Origin of the sequence: Brevundimonas sp. Leaf168 (genome assembly GCF_001423685.1) — a bacterium.
GTDB classification, from domain to species: Bacteria; Pseudomonadota; Alphaproteobacteria; order Caulobacterales; family Caulobacteraceae; genus Brevundimonas; species Brevundimonas vesicularis_C.
Genome location: NZ_LMOY01000012.1, coordinates 25611 through 50300 on the forward strand (window position 1 = coordinate 25611; position 24690 = coordinate 50300).

Below are 24690 nucleotides of genomic sequence, written 5' to 3' on the forward strand. Positions count from 1 at the left end.
CCTTCGCATCCAGAGTGCTGGAATCAATGTGAGGGAAGCGCGTTTTGGGCCATTTCGGTCCGACCCGCGGGAGTGAGATAAGGGTCTATGACCAAAGCAGCCGGCACCGACGCCAAAAGCACCCTCTACTGCTCGTTCTGCGGAAAGAGCCAGCACGAGGTCCGCAAGCTCATCGCGGGCCCGACCGTCTTCATCTGCGATGAATGCGTCGAACTGTGCATGGACATCATCCGCGAAGAGCACAAGATCGGCTTCAAGAAGACGACCGACGGCGTGCCCACGCCCAAGGAAATCCGCGACGTGCTGGACGACTATGTCATCGGCCAGGCGCACGCCAAGAAGGTGCTCTCGGTCGCCGTCCACAACCACTACAAGCGCTTGAACCACGCGACGAAGAACAACGACGTCGAACTGGCCAAGTCGAACATCATGCTGATTGGCCCGACCGGCTCGGGCAAGACGCTGCTGGCCCAGACGCTGGCGCGCATCATCGACGTGCCCTTCACCATGGCCGACGCCACGACCCTGACCGAGGCCGGCTATGTGGGCGAGGATGTCGAGAACATCATCCTGAAGCTGCTTCAGGCTTCGGACTACAATGTCGAGCGGGCCCAGCGCGGCATCGTCTACATCGATGAAATCGACAAGATCTCGCGCAAGTCGGACAACCCGTCGATCACCCGCGACGTGTCGGGCGAAGGCGTGCAGCAGGCCCTGCTGAAGATCATGGAAGGCACCGTCGCCTCCGTGCCGCCGCAAGGCGGTCGCAAGCATCCGCAGCAGGAGTTCCTGCAGGTCGACACCGCCAACATCCTGTTCATCGTCGGCGGCGCCTTCGCTGGCCTGGAGAAAGTCATCTCTGCGCGTGGAGCCGGCGCCTCGATCGGCTTCGGCGCTCAGGTCAAGGAGATCGACGAACGTCGCACCGGCGACATTCTGAAGGGTGTTGAGCCTGACGATCTGATGCGGTTCGGCCTGATCCCCGAGTTCATCGGTCGTCTGCCCGTTCTGGCGACGCTGGAAGATCTGGACGAGACGGCGCTGGTCACCATTCTGACCGAACCGAAAAACGCTCTGGTCAAACAGTACAAGCGCCTGTTCGAGATGGAGAACGTCGAACTGACCTTCACCGACGACGCCCTGATCGCTGTCGCCAAGAAGGCCATCACGCGCAAGACCGGCGCGCGCGGCCTGCGCTCGATCCTGGAAGGCATCCTGCTGGAGACCATGTTTGAACTGCCGACCTTCGAAGGCGTCGAAGAGGTTGTGGTCAACGCCGAGGTCATCGACGGCAAGGCCCAGCCCCTGCTGATCTATTCGGAAGCCTCCAAGAAGAAGGCCGACGGCGCCGCCTGAATCGGCGAAAAGTCCTGAAATGACGAAGGCCGGAGCGAGATCGCTCCGGCCTTTTTGTTGACCTGAGGCGATCAGGCGGGTTTGGCCAGCATCAGGATATGGCGCGGATGGGCGTCGGCCTCCGCTCTGGCGCATCGGACGGCGCTTTTGGCGTCGGTGAAGACGCCTTCGAACAGGCCGTCGCTTGAGGTGATGCGCCAGCGATCGCCGACAGGCTGGATCGTCAGGATTTCAACGGCGGGTGGCTAGGCTAGGGACGTTATCATTGCGTCAGGCGATGTTGGTCGCGGTTCAGGCGGTCGGCCTCGGCCTGAAGTCGGGCGGCGAGACGTTAGGCCGAGATGCGATCGGGCAGGGGACGGGTGCAGGCGTTGTTGAGCGCCACGGCCCAACCGCTGGCGCGAGGCACGACCCGATAGCGTCTGGGATGGGCGGCGCGTGTCACGCCGCCCTCGATATGGCCCTGCATCATCGCGCGCGGCCCTTGCGGATCGGGGCGCCGAACAGGGCGCCGATGAAGGTCATCGCCATCTGAAGGGTTGTCGGCGCCGGGGCTGGACGCTTCAGAGTCTCGGCCAGCAGGTGGGAACGGCTCATGGTCATCTCCTTGGATCCGCAGAAGACGCCCGATCCCCGTAAAGCGGCCATGTCGAAAGCGCCGCCGGGCGTAATGCGGACCTAAAGCCGCGCGACCGGCGGTCTCGTCGCCACGCAGATGTGGGCCGTTCCGCGGTCACGCTTGAACCGCGGGTCTTTCAAACCACATACTCATCCGAACGCCGTCGGAATCGACGGGCCGCCATGCGCTGGTCGGGCCTCTTGCCCGGCGGACCCTGGCGGCGGGCCGGAGATGATCAATGGCCCAGGAGTACGCATCATGACTGAACCAAAAATCCTGCCCGTCCTGCCGCTGAGAGACATCGTCGTCTTCCCGCACATGGTCGTGCCGCTCTTCGTCGGACGCGAAAAGTCGGTGAAGGCGCTGGACGAGATCATGAAGGGCGAAAAGCAGATCCTGCTGGCGACACAGAAGAACAGTGTCGACGACGATCCGTCGCCTGACGCCATCTATCCCATCGGAGTGCTGGCCTCGGTGCTGCAACTGTTGAAACTGCCCGACGGCACGGTCAAGGTGCTGGTCGAGGGCAAGGGCCGCGCGCGCCTGACCCGCTTCACCGACCGTGAGGAGTATTTCGAGGCCGAGGCCGTCGAGATCGAGGACGAAGCCGGCGACGCCTCGCAGGCCGAAGCCATGCTGCGCGCCGTGGTCGAGCAGTTCGAAAACTATGTGAAGCTGAACAAGAAGGTTCCGCCCGAGGCCCTCAGCTCCATCCCCCAGATCACCGACGCCTCCAAGCTGGCCGACTCGGTCGCGGCCCATCTGTCGGTCAAGATCGCCGACAAGCAGGGCCTGCTGGAAACCTTCGACGTGCCCAAGCGGCTGGAGAAGGTCTACGGGCTGATGGAGGGCGAGATTTCGGTCCTTCAGGTCGAGAAGAAAATCCGCTCGCGCGTGAAGCGCCAGATGGAGAAGACCCAGCGCGAATATTATCTGAACGAGCAGATGAAGGCGATCCAGCGCGAGCTGGGCGAGACCGACGATGCGCGCGACGAGATCATGGATCTGGAAAAGCGCATCCGGAAGACGCGCCTTTCCAAGGAGGCGCGCACCAAGGCCGAGGCCGAGGTCAAGAAGCTGCGCAATATGAGCCCGATGTCGGCGGAATCGACGGTCGTGCGCAACTATCTCGATTGGCTGCTGTCCGTGCCTTGGGGCAAGGCCAAGCAGAAGCCGATCGATCTGGCCAAGGCCGAGGACATCCTGGAAGAGGATCACTTCGGCCTGGAGAAGGTCAAGGAACGGATCATCGAGTATCTGGCGGTCCAGGCCCGCACCGGCAGCCTGAAGGGTCCGATCCTGTGCTTGGTCGGCCCTCCCGGTGTCGGCAAGACCTCGCTGGCCAAGTCCATCGCCAAGGCGACAGGTCGTGAATACGTCCGCATGTCGCTGGGTGGCGTGCGCGACGAGAGCGAGATCCGGGGTCACCGCCGGACCTATATCGGCTCCATGCCCGGCAAGATCATCCAGTCGATGAAGAAGGCCAAGACGACCAACGCCTTCGTCCTGCTGGACGAGATCGACAAGCTGGGATCGGACTGGCGCGGCGATCCGTCGTCGGCCCTGCTGGAGGTGCTGGATCCGGCGCAGAACTCGACCTTCGGCGACCACTATTTGGAGGTGGACTACGACCTGTCCCAGGTGATGTTCGTGACGACCGCGAACAGCCTGAACATGCCGCAGCCGCTGATGGACCGTATGGAGATCATTCGGGTGTCGGGCTACACCGAAAACGAGAAAGTCGAGATCGCTAAGCGCCACGTCCTGCCCAAGCAGTTGGCGGACCACGGTCTGAAGGACGGCGAACTGATCGTGCCGGAAGACACGATCCGCGACCTGATCCGCTATTACACCCGCGAGGCCGGCGTGCGGTCGCTGGAGCGCGCTTTGGGCGGTCTTGCGCGCAAGGCCGTGCGGGAGATGGCCAAGACGGGCGCCAAGTCGATCACGGTCGATGAGGCCAAGTTGGCCGACTATGCGGGCGTCAAGAAGTTCCGCTATGGCGAGACGGACGAGGAGGATCAGGTTGGCATCGTCACCGGTCTGGCCTGGACCGAGTTTGGCGGCGACATCCTGACCATCGAGGCGATCAAGATGCCGGGCCGCGGGCGCATGACCGTGACCGGCAATCTGAAGGACGTGATGAAGGAGTCGATCTCGGCTGCCGCGTCCTACGTTCGCTCGCGGGCCCTGGCCTTCGGCGTCAAGCCGCCGGTTTTCGAGAAGACCGACATCCACGTCCACGTGCCGGATGGCGCCACGCCCAAGGACGGCCCGTCCGCCGGCGTGGCCATGACGGTGGCGATGGTCTCTGTCCTGACCGGCATCCCGATCCGTAAGGATATCGCCATGACCGGCGAGATCACTTTGCGCGGCCGGGTCACCGCCATCGGCGGTCTGAAGGAGAAGCTGCTCGCGGCCCTGCGCTCCGGCGTCAAGACGGTGCTGATCCCGCAGGAGAACGAGAGGGATCTCGCTGACGTGCCGGACAATGTGAAGTCGGCGCTGGAGATCGTGCCGATCTCCACGGCGGACGAGGCGCTGAAGTGGGCGCTTGTCGGCACCCTGACGCCGGTGGAGTGGGACGAGGCGGCCGAACCCTTGCCAGCTCCGGTCGCTGCTCCGGAAGGGCCGGCGGCGGCGGTCAGCCACTAACGCCGAGTTGAACAGCGAGCGCCGCCGGTGACCCCACCGGCGGCGTTTTCGTTTTTGACGCAACCGCCGATCTGTCCTTTAGTGATTCGTTCTGGAGGGGCACGGATGACCAAGGCGGAATTGATCGGCCGAATGGCCAATGCGGCGAACATCAGCCGCGACCAGGCGAAAACGGCGCTGGAGGCGTTTACCGACGGCGTAACCGAGTCGCTGACGCGGGGTGCGGACGTGAAGCTGATCGGCTTCGGCAGTTTCGTCGCCGTGGACCGCAAGGCCGGCGTCGCGCGCAATCCGCAGACCGGCGCGGCGGTCGCACGCCCGGCCTCGCGCACCGCGCGCTTTCGCCCGGGCGAAGGTTTGAAAAGCGCCTTGAACGGTTGAGGCGCGACGGGCATAAGCCCGTCTCTGCCCTTGGGGGCGGCTAGCTCAGCTGGTCAGAGCATCTCGTTTACACCGAGAGGGTCGGCGGTTCGAACCCGTCGCCGCCTACCAAACAAAAAGGCCGCCGGATCGCTCCGGCGGCCTTTCGTTTGTCTGGATCGGGCTGCGATCAGAAGCGGAAGCTGGCCCGCAGCAGCAGCGAGTAGCGGACGTAGTCTTCCAGCAGCTCGGCGTCGCCAGTCAGCGACAGCATGCCCAGCTCGTTGCCGAAGTTCAGGCGGAAGCCCAGAATCGGCCCGCCGCCTTCGATGGCGTCCGGCGACAGGATGAAGTCCGGGCCGCCGCTGGCGAAGCGCGCGATGGTTTCGCCGGCGTCGACCGAGATGTTCTGACGATAGCCGACGCGCAGTTCCGGACGGATCCAGCCGTTGCGGCCGAAGCCATAGCCGACGTTCATCGCCGCCACGGCCGAGAAGATGTGGCTGTCGCGCGAATCGATGTCGAGATCGAAGCCGTCGCCGCCGCCCTTCTCGCTGCGCGAGCCTTCCGACAGGCTGAAATATTCACCGTAGATTTCGGGGCGGATGTTCAGGCGGCCGAAGTTGCGCTCATACGAGGCGCCGCCGGCGACCGCCGCCGTCCAGCCATGCCAGTCGGACTTGTTGTTCAGATAGACGCCGGTGGCGACCAGCGAGCGATCGGCGCTGAAGGAGGCGTAGCCCCCCGCCGCACGGGCCCAGGTCGTCCAGTATTGACCCTGAGCGCGCCAGTAGAGGCCCAACTCCAGCAGATTGGCGGACAGGACCTCTTCGGCTTCGGCCTCGGGGTCCTTGATGTCGGACGAAGTGAAGGCGGCCGAGATCCCGATGGCGCCCAGGCTGGTGCCCTTTTCGACGCCGCCGGCGACGCCGAAGCCTTCGGACCGGAAACCGTAGGAGTCGGTCTTGTCCTTGTCGGCGTAGAAGTTGATCTCCTGGACCCAGGCGCTGGTTTCACCCGGCGCAGCGGCGGCGTTGCGCCCGGTCAGCGCGCGGGTGACCGCGTCCACGCCGGCCGACAGCGACATCAGCGGTCCGCCGGAGTGGTCGGGCAGCATCTGCTCGTAGGCGTCAATGAAGCCGTCGCGCGACGTCTGCGACAGGAACAGGTTGCGCAGGGCCTCATTGGACCCCAGCGCGCCATAGACGGCGTCGTAGGCGGACGCCTCGACCGGGATCAACCCGGCCTCGGAGGCCGTACGGCGACGCGCGTCGACATAGACGGTGTTGCCGGCCACGCCGCCCTGCACGACGTAAAGATAGGGCGAGTTGTCCGACAGCAGGGTCTGGTTGATCTGACCCACATTCAGCGTGCCGGCCGTGATGACGTTGAACCGCTCAGGCTGATCGATCAGCGACGAGAAGCGGACGCCCAGAGTGGAGCCTGTCGCCAGGGTCGCATTGCCGCTGACATTGAAGCCGCCGGCGCGGTCGTTGGCGGGGTCAAGATTGACCAGCAATGTCCCTTCGGCGCCGATGTTCAGGTTGGAGATCGCCGTGGCGCCCGTCTGGGTGGCGGCCAGGGTGCCCTTCGACACGTTGATGTCCAGCAGGCCGTCGCTGTTGGCGATGGCGCCGGTCACAACCGCGCCGCCGCTGATGTTCAGCCGGTCGGCGCCGGCGCCGAAATCGATGTCGCCGTTGACGACGCCGTTCTCAATATTGAGGGTGTCGGCGCCCGATCCCAGCTTGATCGCGCCGACAATGGCCGGTTCGTTCGCGTCCGGCACGCCGTCCTTGTCCGTATCCGTCGCCGTGCTGCCGGCAGTGGCGGGAATGCCGTACTGACGCAGAGTGACGCCGGTCGTGTTGGCCGAGACGTCGATGGCGGTCACCATGCCAGTCACCGGATTTGTATCGTCGGTGTTAGGGGTGAGCGAGCCGATGATCGAACCGGCGTTGTTCAGCTGGGTCAGGCTGCCGGACTGGTCACGAATAACGGTGGCCGAACCCTGATTGCCGCCGAAAGAGGCGACGAGATTGCCGGTGTTTGTCAGGGAGCCGACGTTGGCGCCCGCACCGATCAGGATGCCGGTCGCGCTTTGGGCCTGCTTGCCCGAGGCGACGGCCTGAATGGCGCCCGAGTTGTTGACCGTCGGAGCGGTGACGCCCGAGCCGATCCAGAGCCCCGTGGCGTTGGCGTCGACGGCGGTCGATGAGATGCCGCCTTCGTTGCGCACGCCGCCGACAACGTTGACGGCCTGGCCGCCGGTCACGCCGAGTTGCACGGCGCGGGACTCCACGCCGGAGTAAAGGCCAGATCCGATGATCGTACCGCGGTTGATCAGGCCATAGGCCGCATCGCCTGTACCGACGGCGCCGAGGGTCACCGCCTGTGTCGTCGAACCGATCAGCAGAGCAGGCGCGCCGCCCAGCGATGTGATGGAGGCGGCTGTCTCGCTGGCGTCCGGGATGCCGTCGCCGTCACGGTCCGGATCGTCGCGGTTCTTGATGCCGTCGCCGTCATCGTCCTCGTCGCCGTTCTTGACGCCGTCCTTGTCGTCATCGCCCTCGATGCCGGCCTCGGAATAGGCGAGCGCCTTGTCCAGCAGCACGCCGCCGGCGACATTGGCGCCGACGCGCACGGCCGGTCCGCCTTGCAGCAGATCGTCTGCGTCGAGTTCGTCCAGGAACAGGGTCGTCGCGTTGTCGAAGGTGCCGGTCGTCGGACGGGCGGGCGGCGGGGTGGTGTAGCGATAGCCCGTGGCGACCACGGAGGAGTGGATCTTGAGCGCGCCGCCGACGTCACCTTCGATGGAAACGCCCGTTGCATTGGCGCCGAGGGCCGAGATGGAACCGGCAAGATCGACATTGCCGGAAATCGGCCCCGTGGTGCGGATGGCGGCGCTGTCGTTGCCGGTCACACGAACCGTGCCCAAGCTCTGAAGCTTGCCGTTAAGGGCGGATTCGACGGACAGGCCGTAGGAGTTGTTGCCCTCGACCGCGATCGCGCCCGTGCCCTCGACCAGGATGTTGCCAGTGAAGGGCGAGGCGCCGGTGACCCGCACGCCGTAGCGGCCGGTTCCGGTGGCGAACGGGCCGTCAAGATCGCCGTCGCCGTCAGTGTCTTTTATGTCCGCTGTTTCCAGCGTGTCGTTGACAGTGATGGAGCCGCCGACGATCACCGACCCGGTGTTGCCGCCATTGACCAGAAGACCCGTCGAGCCGTCGGCCGACTTGTCCATGGTGATCGAGCTGCCGCTATCCAGATCGACCGTGTTGTTGCTGTTCAGGGTAACGGCCGCGCCCGAGGCGACGGCGACGCTGCCGCCGCTGGCGATCCGGATGTTATCGGCGGCTGTGCCCGTCGCATTGGACGTCTGGATCGGTGTTGTCCGGGCGTTCGAGATGACGATCTCGGCCTGGGATCCTGTGGCGACCATCAAGGGGGCGATCGCCACGGCGGTCGCGAGCAAAATACGCATTCGGTAGAAACCCCTGGTGGTCACGCGTCACGTTACGGGAGACCCCATAGCAGGGTCCGCGCCAGCGTTCCAAGTTTATCGAATTTGAGGCGAATGCAAGGCCGTGATGGTCTTGAGCCAATCCTGTAAGGCGACCCGCGTTCGCTCGTCGATGCCCGATAGGCCGAATGCGGAGGAAATCGCGACGGCGCGCACTTGAGCTTTGCCGCGCCGGGGGTTACGGGCGTCGAACGGTCCAAAGGCCGCGTCCCGTGGACGCATCCATCGAACCCCTTCGGCGTTCGACAGCCCAGACCAGGCGAGAACACTCCATGAGCATGACAGACCTCGACGTCCAGGAAAGCGAACTCCGACTGATTCCGGGGCTGGACGTGGAAGTCGCCGAAACGCTGCGGGCCCTAAAGGCGGCGGCGATGGACGAGCGACCTCGCCTGGTGGACACCACAATGCTCTATGCGCCGCGCTCAGGCGGGGTGAAGCGCTATATCCTGTCCAAGAAGGCATGGATCGAGGCCAATCGGCCGGGGATCAGTCACTCGCTGATCGTGCCCGGCGCGCGGCACAAGGCGCGGGCCGACGGCATCGTGCAATTGCGGGCGACCAAGCTGCCGTTCGGGGACGGCTACCGCTGGCCCAGTTCTGTGAAGCGCTGGAGCGCTTGGGTGGCGGCGATGAAGCCGTCCATCATCGAGGCCGGGGACCCTTACACGCCGGGGCAGGGGGCTTTGGAGGCCGGTCAGCGGGTCGGATGCCCGGTCGTCGGCTTCTGCCACTCTGATCCGGCGGGGCTGGCGGCGCTGCATTTCGGCGAATGGGCCAAGAAGCCGGTTGAGAAGCGCTGGGCGAAGCTGTTTTCACAGTTTGATCGGGTCGTGTCGCCCAGCCGCTTTATCGCGCGGCGCCTGGAAGAGGCCGGTGTGAACAACATCGTCATTCGGCCTCTGGGCGTGGAGATCGACACCTTCCGTCCGGAACGCCGTGACCGGCAGTGGCTGCTGAAACAGCTGGGTTTGGGCGACGACGCGCGTCTGCTGTGCTTCGCAGGTCGTCCGGCCAAGGAAAAGAATGTCGATGTGCTGATCGAGGCGGTCCAGAAGCTGGGCCCCCCCTATCATCTGGTGCTGGTCGGCGCAGGCGCGGGAATGCCGGAGGAAGATCGCGTCATCTCCATGCCCTATGAAAGCGATCCCAAGGCGGTCGCCAAGATCATCGCCAGCTGCGACGCCTTCGTTCACGCCAATGACAAGGAGCCGTTCGGGCTGATCGTACTGGAGGCCATGGCCTGCGGACGGCCCGTGGTCGGGGTCAATGCGGGCGGCGTCGCCGAGACGGTCGATGAGAGCGTGGGGCAACTGGCCGCCAGCGCGGATGCCGACGACTATGCCCAAGCGGTCGAGGCCCTGTTCGCACGCGATATCGAAGCGATCGGCCGCGCGGCGCGCGAAAAGGCGGTCAGCCAATTCGCCTGGAACCGCGTCTTCGAAGACCTCTGCATGGTCTATGGCGAGTTGACGGGCGAAACGGCGTTCGTGAACCCGGATAGTGCGCTGCCGCTGCACTGAGCGGCCAGGGCTGTGGCGTTCGAATGGCGCGTTTCCGAAAACGGGAGCGCGCCACTTCTTTTATATCGATGTCTTGAAAAGAAGTGGCGCGAGTGACGGGGCTCGAACCCGCGACCTCCGGCGTGACAGGCCGGCACTCTAACCAACTGAGCTACACCCGCGTATCAGGTCGAAACTTTTGAGCTGTTTCGAAAGCTTTTTGGGAAGGCGGTGTGCGCCACTCTTCTATTTCTAGAAAGAGTGGCGCGAGTGACGGGGCTCGAACCCGCGACCTCCGGCGTGACAGGCCGGCACTCTAACCAACTGAGCTACACCCGCGTTTCCCGGCCGAAGCGGCTGTGCGCCCCGGCGAGGGGCGTCGTTTAGGCGGGCTGACACATCGCGTCAAGCGACCTTTTCGGAGAAACGCGCCCCTCAACGCGATGGGGCTGTGGACGGTGTGACCATCGCTGCCTGGGGCGGGCTGTGCGGCCCCGCTACGCCGCCGTCGGCAGGCTCATGGGCCGCCACGGCGGGAGGCGGCGGCTCATAGTGGACGCCGACGCCCGGCCCCAGCGGCAGGTCGAAAGCGACCCAGGCCGCCACCATGGCCAGACCGGCGACCAGGAAGGCCCCGGCGTAGGGCAGCATGGTCGCCATCAGCGATCCCAAACCGAATCGTGGATCCCAACGCTGGGCGAAGGTCAGGATCAGCGGGAAGTAGCTCATCAGCGGCGTGGCGATGTTGGTGACGGAATCACCCATGCGATAAGCGGCGGTCGTCATCTCCGGTGAAATGCCCAGCAGCATAAACATCGGCACCACGATGGGCGCCAGGGCCGACCATTTCGCCGAGGCCGAGCCGATGAACAGGTCAAAGAAACACGAGACAAAGACCACGCAGATCAGCAGCAGAGGGGCGGGCAGGGCCAGGGTCTTCAGTCCGGCCGCCGCATTGACCGCCAGGATCGGCCCCAGGCCCGACCAGTTGAACATGGCCACGAAGTGGGCGGCAAAGAAGGCCAGCACGATATAGGGCGCCAACTGGGCGATGCCGTCGCGCATCATCGTGACCATGTCGCGGTGCGACTGGATCGTGCCGGCTCCGGCCCCATAGGCCCCGCCGGTGACGAAGAAGGTGATGGCGAAGAAGGCGACCAGGGACTTGTAGAGCGGATTGAACTTTTGCTCCGGGTCCACCTCGGGATCGACGAACGGCGAGCCCGGTATGAAGGTCAGCAGGGCCCAGAGCGCGATCATGCCCAGAAGCGCCAGGCCGGCGAACTTCAGGCCGCGCTTCTCGGCGGCGGTCAGGGGCTGTTTTTCCGAAGCGTTCGGTGCGGCGACCCCCTCTGACGGCTTCCAGACGCCGAGGCGCGGCTCGATCACCCGGTCGGTCAGAAACCAGACGATGGGGGTGAAGACGAAGACGACGCCGACGATGAAGAACCAGTTGCCGGCGATGTTCACGGAATAGGATGGATCGATCAGGCGGGCGGCCGGCTCAGTGATGCCCAGGATCAAGGCGTCGCTGGCGCCAGGGAACAGGTTGCCGGCGTATCCGCCCGACACGGCGGCGAAGCCTGCGGCCAGACCTGCCAGCGGATGGCGGCCCGCAGCGGCGAAGATGACGGCCGCCAGCGGGATGACCACGACATAGGAGGCGTCCGACGCGTGATGGGACACCATGCCGGTGATCACGACGACGGGCGTCAGTATGGAACGCGGGGCGTTCAGCAGGGCGCCGCGAATGGCGGTGGCGAACATCCCTGTGCGTTCGGCGACCGAAGCGCCATAGATGATGGTGATGACGATGCCGAGGGGCGGGAAGTCCGCCAGCGTGCGCGGCATGCCGATGATCAACTGTTCTAGATTTTCTGCAGACAACAGGCTCTTGGCGACCAGTTGATCGCCGGTGACCGGATTGACGGCCGACCAGCCCAGGCCGGTGCCGACCATGCTGAGGACGATCAGACCGCCGATCAGCCACAAGAACAGGAAGACAGGATCGGGAAGTCGATTACCGATCCGCTCGACAGCGTTCAGGGCGCGGCTGGCTAGGCTCATTCGGATGACTTTCGGTTACGCGATCGGCTCGCCAATAGGCCTTTGCAGCCCTGCGACGCGCAAGCGTCGGCCCTGCGACATATGGCGCGCAAAGTTGCGAGCCGTTCTCAATGAAAATCCAATGTCCGCAGGGGTTTGAACGGCGGCGGTCTTGGGTCTAAGAAGCGCCGAATCCCGCCTCTCCCCGGCGGACGAGGTTCTTCGAATGAACGCATTCCTTCTCGAATATCTTCCGGTCCTAGTCTTCGCCGGCGTAGCCGCCTTCATCGGCATTCTTTTCATCGTGCTGCCGCTGCTGCTGGCGCCGAAGAGCCCCGATAGTGAGAAGCTGTCGGCCTATGAGTGCGGCTTCAACGCCTTCGACGATGCCCGGATGAAGTTCGACATCCGCTTCTATCTGGTGTCGATCCTGTTCATCATCTTCGACCTGGAAGTCGCCTTCCTGTTCCCGTGGGCGGTGTCGATGTTCGATCTGTCGCACGCCGGCATGGTCTTCGCCTTCTGGTCGATGATGGTCTTCCTGGGCGTGCTGACCATCGGCTTCATCTACGAATGGAAGAAGGGAGCCCTGGAATGGGAGTAGTCGCCGCTTCCAAGCCCGCAGGTCTGGTGTCTGCACCGGGCGCGCCGCTGGTTCCGGCCGGCGCCGGCGCGCGTTCGACCGTCGAGGGTTATGACCCCAAGGTCCACGACAAGTTCTTCGAGGCCGTGAACATGGAACTCGGCGAGCGCGGCTATCTGGTCGCCGCCGCCGACGACGTCATCAACTGGGCCCGCACGGGCTCGCTGATGTGGATGACCTTCGGCCTGGCCTGTTGCGCGGTCGAGATGATCCAGATGTCGATGCCGCGCTTCGACGTCGAGCGCTTCGGCATGGCGCCGCGCGCCAGCCCGCGTCAGTCGGACCTGATGATCGTCGCCGGCACCCTGACCAACAAGATGGCCCCGGCCATCCGCAAGGTCTACGACCAGATGCCCGATCCGCGCTACGTCGTGTCGATGGGCAGCTGCGCCAACGGCGGCGGCTACTACCACTATAGTTACAGCGTCGTGCGCGGTTGCGACCGCGTGGTGCCGGTGGACGTCTATGTGCCCGGCTGTCCGCCGACGGCTGAGGCGCTGCTTTACGGCCTGCTGCAACTGCAGAAGAAGATCCGTCGCACGGGGACCATCGACCGATGACCTCTCTGGCTGTTCAAGCGCAACACGAAGCCGCCCTGACGCCGCTGGGCGCCGAGATGGTCGGCGCCTTGGGCGTCGAGGCTCAGGTGGCGTTCGGCGAACTGACGCTGGTCGCGCCGCGCGAGCGGATCGTCGAGGTGTTGACGGCGCTGCGCGATCAATTCGGCTTCCAGCAGCTGCTCGACCTGTGCGGTGTGGACTATCCGGATCGCAAGGAGCGGTTCGAGGTCGTCTATCACCTGCTGTCGATGACGCGGAACGCGCGCCTGCGGGTCAAGGTCTCGACTGACGAGACCCAGCCGGTGCCGTCGGTCATCTCGGCCTATCCGGCCGCCAACTGGTTCGAGCGTGAAGCCTACGACATGTACGGCATGCTGTTCTCGGGTCACCCGGACATGCGTCGCCTGCTGACGGACTATGGCTTCGAAGGCCATCCGCTGCGCAAGGACTTCCCGATGACGGGCTATGTCGAGGTGCGCTACGACGAGGAACAGCGACGCGTGGTCTATGAGCCGGTCAAGCTGACCCAAGAATTCCGCACCTTCGATTTCCTGTCGCCCTGGGAGGGCGCCGAATACCCCGCGCCGGTCCTCCCCGGCGACGAGAAGGCGGGAGGCCAGGCGTAATGGCTGACGGAAACCCCACCCTGCCGCCGCTGGGCGTCGATGTGTTCGAGGACGACCTCGACACCCGCACCGCCCACGCGCGCGAGATGGAAGACCGCAAGTTCACCATCAACTTCGGTCCGCAACACCCGGCCGCGCACGGCGTGCTGCGCCTAGTGCTGGAGCTGGACGGCGAGATCGTCGAGCGCGTCGATCCGCACATCGGCCTGCTGCACCGCGGCACCGAAAAGCTGATGGAGGCCCGCACGTACCTTCAGAACGTGCCGTATCTGGACCGGTTGGACTACGTCTCGCCGATGAACCAGGAGCACGCCTTCTGCCTGGCCATTGAGAAGCTGCTGGGCATCGAGGTTCCTTACCGGGCGCAGCTGATCCGCGTTCTGTATTCGGAAATCGGCCGCATCCTGTCGCACATGCTGAACGTGACGACCCAGGCCATGGACGTCGGCGCCCTGACGCCGCCGCTGTGGGGCTTTGAGGAACGCGAAAAGCTGATGGTGTTCTACGAGCGCGCTTGCGGCGCCCGTCTGCACGCCAACTACTTCCGTCCCGGCGGAGTCCACCAGGACCTGCCGATGGACCTGATCGACGACATCGGCCGCTGGTGCCACGAGTTCCCGCCGGCGCTGAAGGACATCGAAAGCCTGGTCACCGAGAACCGCATCTTCAAACAGCGCAACGTCGACATCGGCGTGGTGTCCAAGCAGCAGGCCCTGGAATGGGGCTTCACCGGCGTGATGCTGCGGGGCTCGAACATCGCCTGGGACCTGCGCAAGTCGCAGCCCTATGAGTGCTATGCCGAGCTCGACTTCGATGTGGTGGTCGGCAAGAATGGCGACTGCTGGGACCGCTATCTGGTGCGCATCGAGGAGATGAAGCAGTCGGTGCGGATCATGGAGCAGTGCATCCACAAGCTGCGCAACTGCCCCGGCGAGCCGGTGATGGTCGAGGACAACAAGATCGTCCCGCCGCGCCGTGGCGAGATGAAGCGCTCGATGGAATCGCTGATCCACCATTTCAAGCTCTACACCGAAGGCTTCAAGACGCCCGAGGGCGAGGTCTATGCCTCGGTCGAGGCGCCCAAGGGCGAGTTCGGCATCTATCTGGTGTCGGACGGCACCAACAAACCCTATCGCGTGAAGATCTCGGCGCCGGGCTTCCGCTCGCTGCAGGCGATGGACTGGATGAACCGCGGCCACCAGCTGGCCGACGTGTCCGCCATCCTGGGCTCGCTCGACATCGTTTTCGGAGAAGTGGACCGATGAGCGTTCGTCGTCTCGCCAAGGAACAGCCCGCCTCGTTCGCCTTCTCGGCTGATACGACGGCCAAGGCCGAATGGTGGATCAAGAAATATCCGGAAGGGCGTCGTCAATCGGCGGTGATCCCGATCCTGTGGCTGGTGCAAAAGCAGGAAGGCTGGGTGTCCGAACCCGCCATCCGCGCCATCGCCGAGCTGTTGGACATGGCCTATATCCGGGTGCTGGAGGTCGCGACCTTCTACACCATGTTCATGCTGGAGCCGGTCGGCAAGACGGCGCTGATCCAGGTGTGCGGCACCACGCCGTGCATGCTGCGCGGCGCCAATGAGCTGATGCGCGTCTGCAAGGAGAAGATCGGTCCCAAGGATCATCTGTCCGCCGACGGCCGCTTCACCTGGCAGGAAGTCGAGTGCCTGGGCGCCTGTTCCAACGCGCCGATGGCCCAGATCAACGACTACTATTTCGAGGATCTGACGCCCGAGACGATCGGCCGGATCATCGACGACTTCGCCGCCGGCAAGGCGCCCGAGCCGGGCTCCTACATCGGTCGCACCAATGCGGCGCCGGAAGGCGGGCCAAAGACACTGCTCGATGCGACGCTGTATGACGGCTCGGCCGCCAAGCCGATCAAGAAGCTGCCGAACAGCGACCCCGCGCCGGTCGAGAAGGCCCCGGCCTGATGTCGCCGCCGGATCTGAACACCGAGGAGGGCCGCGCAGCCTACCGCAAGGAACTGCGCAACGTCGGGCGTCCGCTGCGCGCGGGCGGCCTGGCTATGGTCGTCGGCGCGGCCGTTCTGATCCTGATCTCGCGTCAGGGCGCAGTCGGGCCGTGGGCGGTCAATCTCTCCTACTTCATGCTGGCGGCGGGCTGGGTGATGGTCATCGCGGCCATCTGGATGCGCACGCGCCACCACAAGCGCCGTCTGGCGGAAGGACTCTGAGGGCCATGGTCGGCATTCTCGAAGACAAGGATCGCATCTTCACCAACCTGTACGGCTTCCACGACTGGACGCTGGACGGGGCGAAGAACCGCGGCGCCTGGAACGCCACCAAGGACATGCTGGACCTTGGGCGCGACTGGATCATCAACAACGTCAAGGCCTCGGGTCTGCGCGGCCGGGGCGGCGCGGGCTTCTCGACCGGCCTGAAATGGTCGTTCATGCCCAAGGAGGTGAAGGATCGTCCTCACTACCTGGTCATCAACGCCGACGAATCCGAGCCCGCGACCTGCAAGGACCGGGAGATCATGCGCCATGATCCGCACCTGCTGATCGAAGGCGCGCTGATCGCCAGCTTCGCGATGCAGGCCCATGCCTGTTACATCTATCTGCGCGGCGAATACGTGCTGGAGCGCGAGCGGATGGAAGCCGCCGTCAAGCAGGCCTATGAGGCCAAGCTGATCGGCGACGGCAACGTCCACGGCTGGGACTTCCACGTCTATATCCACCACGGCGCGGGCGCCTATATCTGCGGCGAAGAGACGGCTCTGCTGGAATCGTTGGAAGGCAAGAAGGGTCAACCGCGTCTGAAGCCGCCGTTCCCGGCCGGCGCGGGTCTCTACGGCTGCCCGACCACGGTGAACAACGTCGAGTCGATCGCCGTCGTCGGCACGATCCTGCGTCGCGGCGCCGACTGGTTCGCCGGCTTCGGCCGTCCGAACAACACCGGCACCAAACTGATGTCGCTGTCCGGCCACGTGAACACCCCCTGCGTGGTCGAAGAGGCCATGTCGATCCCGCTGCGTCAGCTGATCGAGGATCACGGCGGCGGCGTGCGTGGCGGCTGGAGCAATCTGAAGGCCATCATCCCCGGCGGCGCGTCCTGCCCGGTCATCACGCGCGAACAGGCCGAGACGGTCCTGATGGACTTCGATTCCATGCGCGAGGTTCGCTCTTCGCTGGGCACCGCCGGCGTGACGGTGATGGACGAGTCCACCGACATCGTGAAGGCGATCGCCCGCATCAGCTACTTCTTCAAACACGAGAGCTGCGGTCAATGCACGCCGTGCCGCGAAGGCACCGGCTGGATGTGGCGCGTGCTGGAGCGGATGGCCGTGGGTGAGGCCGATCCGTCGGAAATCGACCTGCTGCTGGACGTCGCCGGACAGGTCGAGGGACACACCATCTGCGCCCTGGGCGACGCCGCCGCTTGGCCGGTTCAGGGCCTGATCCGTCACTTCCGTCACGAGATCGAAGAGCGGATCGCCAACTTCCGCAGCCGCCGTGCGAACTTCGCCGGCCACGCGATCGCGGCGGAGTAGAGATGCGCCTCGCCGTCGCCCTGTTGCTGACGCTTCCGATCCTCGCCGCTTGCGGTGAGGGGGAAAAGGCTACGCCTGAAGCGTCGACCGCGCCCGCGACGGCGGCTCCTGCTGAAGTGGCTCCTGCCGCGACAGCGGCTCCGGCGAACCTCGAGACGGCTTGCCGCGACGTGGTGAACCGCATGTATGGCCAGGAAGGCGACGCGGTCGCCTTCACCGCCACCGGCGAACGCACGGCCCAGGTGTCGTGGCGCGCGCCGGTCGATGGCGGCAGGCTGGAATTCGAATGCCGGGCGCAAGCCGACGGCGCGGGCCTGTTCCGCGACGGTCAGCCGATGTCCGTGGATGTACAAATGGCGGCTCCCGCCGCCAAGCAAGAGGCCCGCTGATGCCTATCGCCAAGGTCAACGGCGTCGAAACCGAGTTCGAGCCCGGCATGACCGTGCTCCAGGTCGCCGAACGCGCCGGACAAGAAATCCCGCGCTTCTGCTATCACGAGCGCCTGTCCATCGCCGGCAACTGCCGCATGTGCCTGGTCGAGGTGAAGCCTGGACCGCCGAAGCCGCAGGCTTCGTGCGCGCTTCCGGCCGCCGACGGCCAGGAAATCTTCACCGACACGCCGATGGTCAAGAAGGCCCGCGAAGGGGTGATGGAGTTCCTGCTCATCAACCACCCGCTGGATTGCCCGATCTGCGACCAGGGCGGCGAGTGTGACCTGCAGGACCAGTCGGTCGGCTACGGCCGCGACGGCTCGCGCTATTCGGAGAACAAGCGCGCGGTCGAAGAAAAGGCGATGGGTCCGACCATCAAGACGTTCATGACGCGCTGCATCCAGTGCACGCGCTGCGTCCGCTTCATCACCGAAGTCGCCGGGGTGCCGGACATCGGCATGATCTCGCGCGGCGAGGACGCCGAGATCACGACCTATCTGGAGAAGTCGGTCGCCTCGGAGCTGTCGGGCAATGTCAACGACCTGTGCCCGGTCGGCGCCCTCACGCACCGTCCGTGGCAGTACCACTATCGTCCGTGGGAACTGAAGAAGACCGAGACCATCGACGTCATGGACGCCCTGGGCTCGAACATCCGCGCCGACTACCGCGGGTCCGAGGTGATGCGCGTGCTGCCGCGCGTCAACGAAGGCATCAACGAGGAGTGGCTGTCGGACAAGAGCCGCTACGTCGTCGACGGCCTGACCGCGCGTCGTCTGGACCGTCCGTGGATCCGCGAGAACGGCAAGCTGCGCGCCGCGTCATGGAACGAGGCGCTGGACGCTGTCGCCGCCAAGCTGAAGGGCGCGCCGGCCGACCGCATCGGCGTGATCGCCGGCGATCTGCAGGACGCCGAGTCGATGAAGGCGACGCTGGACCTGTTCCGCGCGCTCGGCTCCAACAACACCGACTGCCGCCAGGACGGCGCCGCCGTGGGTTACGGCCCGCGCGAGGGATGGCTGTTCAACTCCGGCCTGGAAGGCATTGAAAAGGCTGACGCCGTTCTGATCGTCGGCGCCAATCCGCGCACCGAGGCGCCGCTGCTGAACGCCCGCCTGCGTAAGGCCTGGCTGAAGGGCGACATGGAGATCGGTCTGATTGGCGAACAGACCGACCTGACGTTCGACTACGCCTATTTGGGCGCAGGCACGCAGACCCTGGCCAAGCTGCCGAAGTCGGCGCTGGACTTCCTGACCAAGGCCGAGCGTCCGGCGATCATCGTCGGCTCCGGCGCGTTGGGCGGGGAGGGCGGCCCGGCCGTCCTGAACGCGCTCGGCGCCCTGGCCAAGAAGGTCGGCGTCGTCGCTGAAGGCTGGAACGGCTTCAACGTCCTGCATCATGCCGCGTCACGCGTCGCCGGTCTGGACATGGGCTTCGTGCCGGCTGAGGGCGGCCTGACCGTCGCCGAAATGCTGAAGCCAGATGCGCTGGACGTGCTGTTCCTGTTGGGCGCCGACGAGATCGATCCGACCGGTTCGAACGCCTTCCGCGTCTATCTGGGCAGCCATGGCGACCGCGGCGCGCACGGCGCGGACGTGATCCTGCCGGGCGCGGCCTACACCGAGAAGGCCGGCCTTTACGTCAACACCGAGGGCCGGGTGCAGATGGCCGAACGTGTCGTCTTCCCCAAGGGCGAGGCCAAGGAAGACTGGGCCATCATCCGCGCCCTGTCGGCGCGCGTCGATCAGACCCTGCCTTACGACACGCTGGAGCAACTGCGCGCCAAGCTGATGGGCGATCATCCGACCTTCGGCCGGATCGACTATCTGCCCGCGCCGGCGACGTTCGACGTGGCGGCCCTGGGCGCCAAGGGCGATCTGGGCGACCGCGCCTTCGTCTCGGCGGTGGCCGACCCGTATCTTTCCAATCCGATAGCGCGCGCCAGCGCGACGATGGCCGAGCTGTCCGCCCTGCGGACCCAGCCGGTCGCAATGGCGGCGGAGTAAGCCATGGACCCCGTTTCCTTCTGGGCCACGCCTCTGGGCTGGACGCTGATTACGGTCGGCCAGGTCCTGCTGATCACGGTCGGCGTGCTGATCGCCGTCGCCTTCCTGCTGCTGGCCGACCGCAAGGTCTGGGCGGGCGTGCAGATGCGCAAGGGTCCGAACGTCGTCGGTCCCTTCGGCCTGCTTCAATCCTTCGCGGACATGATCAAGTTCGTGCTGAAGGAGGTCGTGATCCCGGCCGGTGCGGACAAGGCGGTCTTCATCATCGCCCCGATCATCACCGTCATCCTGGCCTTCATGGCCTGGGCGGTCATTCCGTTCGCGCCCGGCTGGGTGGTGTCGGACCTGAACGTCGGCATCCTGTACATCTTCGCGGTTTCGTCGCTGGGCGTTTACGGCATCATCATGGGCGGCTGGGCTTCGAACTCGAAGTATCCGTTCCTGGGCTCGCTGCGTTCGGCGGCGCAGATGGTGTCCTATGAAGTCTCGCTGGGCCTGATCATCATCAATGTGATCCTGCTGGCCGGCACCATGAACCTGTCGGCGATCGTCGACAGCCAGAAGGGCATGTTCTGGAACTGGTACGGCTTCGGCGGCGGCGCGGACACCTGGCCCCTGGTGGTGATCCTGTTCCCGATGTCGATCATCTTCTTCATCTCGGCCCTGGCCGAAACCAACCGCCCGCCGTTCGACCTGCCCGAGGCCGAGTCCGAACTGGTCGCCGGTTATCAGGTCGAATACAGCTCGACGCCGTATCTGCTGTTCATGATGGGCGAGTACGTCAACATCGTCTTCATGTCCGCGATGATCAGCCTGCTGTTCTTCGGCGGCTGGAACCCCGGCGTGCCGCAGGCGTGGATGGATGGGCTGCCGGCCTGGATCGCCTATACGATCTATCTGCTGACATTCATGGCCAAGACGGTCTTCTGGTTCATCATGATCTCGATGGTGAAGGCCTTCGTGCCGCGCTATCGCTATGACCAACTGATGCGTCTGGGCTGGAAGATTTTCCTGCCGACGTCGCTGGTCGCGGTCGTGATCGTTTCCGCTTGGCGCGTCTTCGTGGTGGGGTCGTGATGCGCGGCCCTATCATCGGCCTCGGTCTTGTGGCGATGACCGCCGCCTGCGCGCCCGACCCGTCGCGCATGCCCGAGTCGAGCTATCAATGGCAGCAACGCCAGGATCGCATTGAACAGGACTGGCGCGCCAGCCAGACCGCCCCCAAGACGACGCCCGCCCCCAAGGATAAGCCCTGATGTTCACCCGTATCGTCCAAGCGACCAAGGGCGCGATGATGCTGGACGTCATCGGCGCCATCGGTCTGTCGCTGAAATATATGGCCCGTCCCAAGATGACGGTGAACTATCCCTTCGAGCGCAATCCGCAGTCGCCGCGCTTCCGTGGCGAGCACGCGTTGCGTCGCTATGCGAACGGCGAGGAACGCTGCATCGCCTGCAAGCTGTGCGAAGCCATCTGCCCCGCCCAGGCCATCACCATCGAGGCCGAGCCGCGCGCCGATGGCAGCCGCCGCACGACCCGCTACGACATCGACATGGTCAAGTGCATCTATTGTGGCCTGTGCCAGGAGGCCTGCCCGGTGGACGCCATCGTGGAAGGGCCGAACTCGGAGTTCGCCGTCGAGACGCGCGAGGAGCTGCTCTACGACAAGCAACGCCTGCTCGATAACGGCGACCGCTGGGAACGGCAGATCGCCAAGAATCTGGAACTCGACGCGCCTTACCGCTAAGGCGCATCTCGCTAAACGGGTCGGCGATTCCTGAACGGGGTCGCGGCCGATACGAAAGGGGCTTCGTCCCGACATGCTGCAAGGCATAGCCTTCTATCTGCTGGCGGCGGTCGCCACGGTTTCCGGCCTTCTGGTCGTGACCGCGCGCAACCCGGTGCACAGCGTGCTGTGGTTGATCCTGGCCTTCTTCTCGTCGGCGGGTCTGTTCGTCCTGCTGGGCGCCGAGTTCCTGGCGATGCTGCTGGTCGTCGTTTACGTCGGCGCGGTCGCGGTGCTGTTCCTGTTCGTCGTCATGATGCTGGACGTGGACTTCCTGAAGCTGCGCGAAGGCTACGCGCGCTATCTGCCGCTGGGCGCCATCATCGCCGCCGTGCTGCTAGTCGAGATGATCATCGTCTCGGTCGCCGTGGTTCAGGGCGGCGCCGCTGCGGGCCTGCCGGCACCGGGCGCGCCGGACGCCAGCGTGACGAATGTCGAGGCGATCGGCCGCGTGCTCTATACAGACTATGTCTACTTCTTCCAGGCGGCCGGGATCGTGCTGCTGATCGCGATGATCGGCGCCATCACCCTGACGCTGCGCCACAAGCCGCACATCAAACGCCAGAACCCCGGCGACCAGGTCAACCGCGATCGTCGCAAGTCGGTCGAGATCAAGTCCGCCGCCACGGGCGAAGGCGTCAGCGCCGAGGAGCTTCTCTGATGATCGGTCTGACCCACTATCTGACGGTCGCTGCGATCCTGTTCACCATCGGGGTGTTCGGCATCTTCGTGAACCGCAAGAACGTCATCATCATCCTGATGTCGATCGAGCTGATCCTCCTGGCGGTGAACATCAACTTCGTCGCCTTCTCGGCCTATCTGAACGAGATCAGCGGGCAGATCATGGCGATGTTCGTCCTGACCGTCGCCGCAGCTGAGGCCGCCGTCGGCCTGGCGATCCTGGTGACCTTCTTCCGTAACCGCGGCGACATCGCCGTGGACGACGCCTCCGTGATGAAGGGCTGAGCGTGACCTTCCATACCCTCGTCATTCTCGGGATCTTCGCCCCGCTGCTGGGCGCGGCCATCGCCGGCTTCTTCGGACGTCGGATCGGCAACATCCCGTCGCAGGCCGTCACGACCGGCCTGTTGTTCTTCTCGTGCGCCGTCGCCTGGACGGTGTTCGGCCAATGGACCTGGGGCCATATGGAGCCCTTCACCATCCGTCTGGCGCCCTTCATCAATGTGGGCGACTTCCAGTCGGCCTGGTCGATCCGCATCGACGCCCTGTCGGCGACCATGCTGATCGTGGTCACCAGCGTGTCCTCGCTGGTTCACCTGTATTCCTGGGGCTACATGGCCGAGGACGACAGCCGGCCGCGCTTCTTCGCCTATCTGTCGCTGTTCACCTTCATGATGCTGGCGCTGGTGACGGCGGCCGACTTCATGCAGATCTTCTTCGGCTGGGAAGGCGTGGGTCTGGCGTCCTATCTGCTGATCGGCTTCTGGTTCAAGAAGCCGACGGCCAGCGCCGCCGCCATCAAGGCCTTCGTCGTCAACCGCGTCGGCGACTTCGGTTTCGTGCTGGGGATCATGACGATCTTCTGGATGTACGGCACCATCAACTTCGCCGAGCTGTTCCCGCTGATCGCCACCAAGGCCGGCACGACGTGGGAGTTCCTGGGCGTCCAGTGGTCCGCGCTGGATCTGGCCGGCTTCCTGCTGTTCATCGGCGCCATGGGCAAGTCGGCCCAGTTCTTCCTGCACACCTGGTTGCCGGACGCGATGGAAGGCCCGACCCCCGTTTCGGCGCTGATTCACGCCGCGACCATGGTCACCGCCGGCGTCTACATGGTCTGTCTGCTGAGCCCGATCTATGAATATGCGCCGGGCGCGTCGCAGATCATCGCCATCATCGGCGCCATCACGGCCCTGTTCGCCGCCACGGTCGGCCTGACCCAGAACGACATCAAGCGGGTCATCGCCTATTCGACCTGTTCGCAGCTGGGCTACATGTTCTTCGCGGCGGGCGTCGGCGCCTATCAGGCGGCCATGTTCCACCTGTTCACGCACGCCTTCTTCAAGGCGCTGCTGTTCCTGGGCGCTGGCTCGGTGATCCACGGCATGCACCACGAGCAGGACATGCGGAAGATGGGCGGCCTGTGGAAGCTGCTGCCGGTCACCTATGCGGTGATGACCATCGGCACCATCGCCATCACCGGCCTGGGCATCCCTGGCGTCGGCGGCTTCGCCGGCTTCTACTCCAAGGACTCGATCATCGAGAGCGCCTATGCCTCGGCGGCCTCGGGTCACTCGGCCATCGGCCTGTTCGCCTTCTTCGTCGGTATCATCGCCGCCGGTCTGACGGCCTACTATTCGTGGCGCCTGGTGTTCATGACCTTCCACAACAAGCCGGTGTGGAAGGAAGAGGGCGACGCCCATCATGCTGACGACCACGCCTCGCACGCCCAGTTGGAAACCCACTCCGAGCCGGTCGGCGATCATCACGATGATCATGCGCATGACGATCACGGTCATCATGGCCCGCTGAAGCCGCATGAGAGCCCGCTTGTCATGCTGATCCCGCTGATCCTGCTGTCGGTCGGCGCCGTCGCGGCCGGCTTCGTCTTCGCGCCGCACTTCATCGGCCACCACGAGGGCGAGTTCTGGCGCGGCGCGATCTTCACCGGCGCGAACAACCACGTCCTGCACGAAAGCCACGACGTCCCGACCTGGGTGAAATGGTCGCCGCTGATCCTGACGCTGATCGGCACCGCCTTCGCCTATTGGATCTACGTCGCTCGCGAGGGCATGGGCCGTCGCATGGCCGAGCGGAACGGCGTCATCTACCGCTTCCTCTACAACAAGTGGTACTTCGACGAGCTGTACGACTTCGTCTTCGTGCGCGGCTTCCGCGCCATCGGGAACTTCTTCTGGAAGATCTGCGACGTGAAGATCATCGACGGCCTGGGCCCGAACGGCGCCGCCTGGGTGTCGCTGAAATCCGCCGCTCGACTGGGCAAGATCCAGTCCGGCTATGTCTATCACTACGCCTTCGTGATGCTGCTCGGGGTAGCTGGTCTGCTCACCTTCGCCATCCTCGCGTGGGGAGCCTGATCT

Annotated in this window: 23 protein-coding genes and 3 tRNA genes; 20 read left to right on the forward strand and 6 right to left on the reverse strand. The window is 64.9% G+C overall.

Annotated features, from left to right (window positions below):
* The first annotated feature begins 87 nt into the window (after positions 1-87).
* Positions 88-1356 carry an ATP-dependent Clp protease ATP-binding subunit ClpX gene (clpX, locus tag ASF81_RS12575; protein ID WP_055755232.1) on the forward strand — a complete coding sequence of 423 codons (1269 nt, stop codon included), beginning with the start codon at positions 88-90 and terminating at the stop codon, positions 1354-1356.
* A 331-nt stretch (positions 1357-1687) separates the two neighbouring features.
* Here clpX and ASF81_RS15105 read toward each other — a convergent pair whose 3' ends face one another.
* Together ASF81_RS15105 and ASF81_RS15565 are read right to left on the reverse strand one after the other, a co-directional pair.
* Positions 1688-1828, reverse strand: coding sequence for a hypothetical protein (locus ASF81_RS15105; RefSeq protein ID WP_156363265.1), 141 nt, complete (start codon positions 1826-1828; stop codon positions 1688-1690).
* Positions 1825-1953: a hypothetical protein gene (locus ASF81_RS15565; RefSeq protein WP_255353885.1), complete on the reverse strand. Its 129-nt coding sequence runs from the start codon at positions 1951-1953 to the stop codon at positions 1825-1827. Before ASF81_RS15565 ends, ASF81_RS15105 begins: the two co-directional genes overlap by 4 nt.
* A gap of 280 nt (positions 1954-2233) precedes the next feature.
* Here ASF81_RS15565 and lon point away from each other — a divergent pair, with 280 nt between their 5' ends.
* The 3 genes from lon to ASF81_RS12595 all read left to right on the forward strand — a co-directional run bounded on the left by lon (position 2234) and on the right by ASF81_RS12595 (position 5122).
* Positions 2234-4630 carry an endopeptidase La gene (gene lon / locus ASF81_RS12585; RefSeq protein ID WP_055809071.1) on the forward strand — a complete coding sequence of 799 codons (2397 nt, stop codon included), beginning with the start codon at positions 2234-2236 and terminating at the stop codon, positions 4628-4630.
* A gap of 105 nt (positions 4631-4735) precedes the next feature.
* The gene (locus tag ASF81_RS12590; protein WP_055809073.1) at positions 4736-5011 is read left to right on the forward strand and encodes an HU family DNA-binding protein; all 276 of its coding nucleotides are present in this window, start codon (positions 4736-4738) and stop codon (positions 5009-5011) included.
* Between the two features lie 34 nt (positions 5012-5045).
* A tRNA-Val gene (locus ASF81_RS12595) sits at positions 5046-5122 on the forward strand.
* A gap of 58 nt (positions 5123-5180) precedes the next feature.
* Here the strand turns inward: ASF81_RS12595 and ASF81_RS12600 are convergent.
* Positions 5181-8474 (reverse strand): autotransporter outer membrane beta-barrel domain-containing protein, encoded by a 3294-nt coding sequence (locus ASF81_RS12600; RefSeq protein ID WP_055809076.1) that lies wholly within the window; start codon positions 8472-8474, stop codon positions 5181-5183.
* Between the two features lie 311 nt (positions 8475-8785).
* Between ASF81_RS12600 and ASF81_RS12605 the strand changes: the two genes are divergently transcribed.
* A complete protein-coding gene (locus tag ASF81_RS12605) occupies positions 8786-10036 on the forward strand; it encodes a glycosyltransferase (RefSeq protein WP_082503564.1) in 1251 nt (416 codons plus the stop codon).
* A gap of 84 nt (positions 10037-10120) precedes the next feature.
* Here ASF81_RS12605 and ASF81_RS12610 read toward each other — a convergent pair.
* The 3 genes from ASF81_RS12610 to ASF81_RS12620 all read right to left on the reverse strand — a co-directional run bounded on the left by ASF81_RS12610 (position 10121) and on the right by ASF81_RS12620 (position 12082).
* A tRNA-Asp gene (locus ASF81_RS12610) sits at positions 10121-10197 on the reverse strand.
* Between the two features lie 80 nt (positions 10198-10277).
* Positions 10278-10354: transfer RNA gene (locus ASF81_RS12615), tRNA-Asp, on the reverse strand.
* A gap of 96 nt (positions 10355-10450) precedes the next feature.
* Complete coding sequence (locus ASF81_RS12620) at positions 10451-12082, reverse strand: AbgT family transporter (RefSeq protein ID WP_055809078.1); 1632 nt, start codon at positions 12080-12082, stop codon at positions 10451-10453.
* Between the two features lie 205 nt (positions 12083-12287).
* Here ASF81_RS12620 and ASF81_RS12625 point away from each other — a divergent pair, with 205 nt between their 5' ends.
* From ASF81_RS12625 to nuoL, 15 genes are all read left to right on the forward strand, one after another.
* Complete coding sequence (locus ASF81_RS12625; protein ID WP_017503999.1) at positions 12288-12665, forward strand: NADH-quinone oxidoreductase subunit A; 378 nt, start codon at positions 12288-12290, stop codon at positions 12663-12665.
* The gene (locus tag ASF81_RS12630; RefSeq protein WP_156363267.1) at positions 12635-13264 is read left to right on the forward strand and encodes an NADH-quinone oxidoreductase subunit B family protein; all 630 of its coding nucleotides are present in this window, start codon (positions 12635-12637) and stop codon (positions 13262-13264) included. The genes ASF81_RS12625 and ASF81_RS12630 overlap by 31 nt, the downstream gene beginning before the upstream one ends.
* Positions 13261-13890 (forward strand): NADH-quinone oxidoreductase subunit C, encoded by a 630-nt coding sequence (locus ASF81_RS12635; protein ID WP_055809080.1) that lies wholly within the window; start codon positions 13261-13263, stop codon positions 13888-13890. The genes ASF81_RS12630 and ASF81_RS12635 overlap by 4 nt, the downstream gene beginning before the upstream one ends.
* Before the next feature lie 86 nt (positions 13891-13976).
* Positions 13977-15155 carry an NADH-quinone oxidoreductase subunit D gene (locus ASF81_RS12640; protein ID WP_088582886.1) on the forward strand — a complete coding sequence of 393 codons (1179 nt, stop codon included), beginning with the start codon at positions 13977-13979 and terminating at the stop codon, positions 15153-15155.
* Positions 15152-15829, forward strand: a complete 678-nt coding sequence (gene nuoE, locus ASF81_RS12645; RefSeq protein WP_055809081.1) for an NADH-quinone oxidoreductase subunit NuoE — start codon at positions 15152-15154, stop codon at positions 15827-15829. The genes ASF81_RS12640 and nuoE overlap by 4 nt, the downstream gene beginning before the upstream one ends.
* Entirely contained in the window at positions 15829-16092 is a 264-nt protein-coding gene (locus ASF81_RS12650; RefSeq protein ID WP_017503994.1) for a hypothetical protein, read from the forward strand. Before nuoE ends, ASF81_RS12650 begins: the two co-directional genes overlap by 1 nt.
* Before the next feature lie 5 nt (positions 16093-16097).
* Entirely contained in the window at positions 16098-17411 is a 1314-nt protein-coding gene (gene nuoF, locus ASF81_RS12655; RefSeq protein ID WP_055809082.1) for an NADH-quinone oxidoreductase subunit NuoF, read from the forward strand.
* A gap of 2 nt (positions 17412-17413) precedes the next feature.
* Positions 17414-17800: a hypothetical protein gene (locus ASF81_RS12660; RefSeq protein ID WP_055809083.1), complete on the forward strand. Its 387-nt coding sequence runs from the start codon at positions 17414-17416 to the stop codon at positions 17798-17800.
* A complete protein-coding gene (gene nuoG, locus ASF81_RS12665) occupies positions 17800-19845 on the forward strand; it encodes an NADH-quinone oxidoreductase subunit NuoG (RefSeq protein WP_055809086.1) in 2046 nt (681 codons plus the stop codon). Before ASF81_RS12660 ends, nuoG begins: the two co-directional genes overlap by 1 nt.
* A gap of 3 nt (positions 19846-19848) precedes the next feature.
* Positions 19849-20922 carry an NADH-quinone oxidoreductase subunit NuoH gene (nuoH, locus tag ASF81_RS12670; RefSeq protein WP_039247406.1) on the forward strand — a complete coding sequence of 358 codons (1074 nt, stop codon included), beginning with the start codon at positions 19849-19851 and terminating at the stop codon, positions 20920-20922.
* Positions 20922-21101, forward strand: coding sequence for a hypothetical protein (locus ASF81_RS12675; protein WP_045811223.1), 180 nt, complete (start codon positions 20922-20924; stop codon positions 21099-21101). Before nuoH ends, ASF81_RS12675 begins: the two co-directional genes overlap by 1 nt.
* Positions 21101-21592 (forward strand): NADH-quinone oxidoreductase subunit NuoI, encoded by a 492-nt coding sequence (nuoI, locus tag ASF81_RS12680; protein WP_017503987.1) that lies wholly within the window; start codon positions 21101-21103, stop codon positions 21590-21592. The genes ASF81_RS12675 and nuoI overlap by 1 nt, the downstream gene beginning before the upstream one ends.
* 73 nt (positions 21593-21665) lie before the next feature.
* The gene (locus tag ASF81_RS12685) at positions 21666-22292 is read left to right on the forward strand and encodes an NADH-quinone oxidoreductase subunit J (RefSeq protein ID WP_017503986.1); all 627 of its coding nucleotides are present in this window, start codon (positions 21666-21668) and stop codon (positions 22290-22292) included.
* On the forward strand, positions 22292-22597 hold the full coding sequence (gene nuoK, locus ASF81_RS12690; protein ID WP_039247409.1) for an NADH-quinone oxidoreductase subunit NuoK: 306 nt from the start codon (positions 22292-22294) through the stop codon (positions 22595-22597). Before ASF81_RS12685 ends, nuoK begins: the two co-directional genes overlap by 1 nt.
* 2 nt (positions 22598-22599) lie before the next feature.
* On the forward strand, positions 22600-24687 hold the full coding sequence (gene nuoL, locus ASF81_RS12695) for an NADH-quinone oxidoreductase subunit L (protein WP_039247410.1): 2088 nt from the start codon (positions 22600-22602) through the stop codon (positions 24685-24687).
* The last annotated feature ends 3 nt before the right edge of the window (positions 24688-24690 follow it).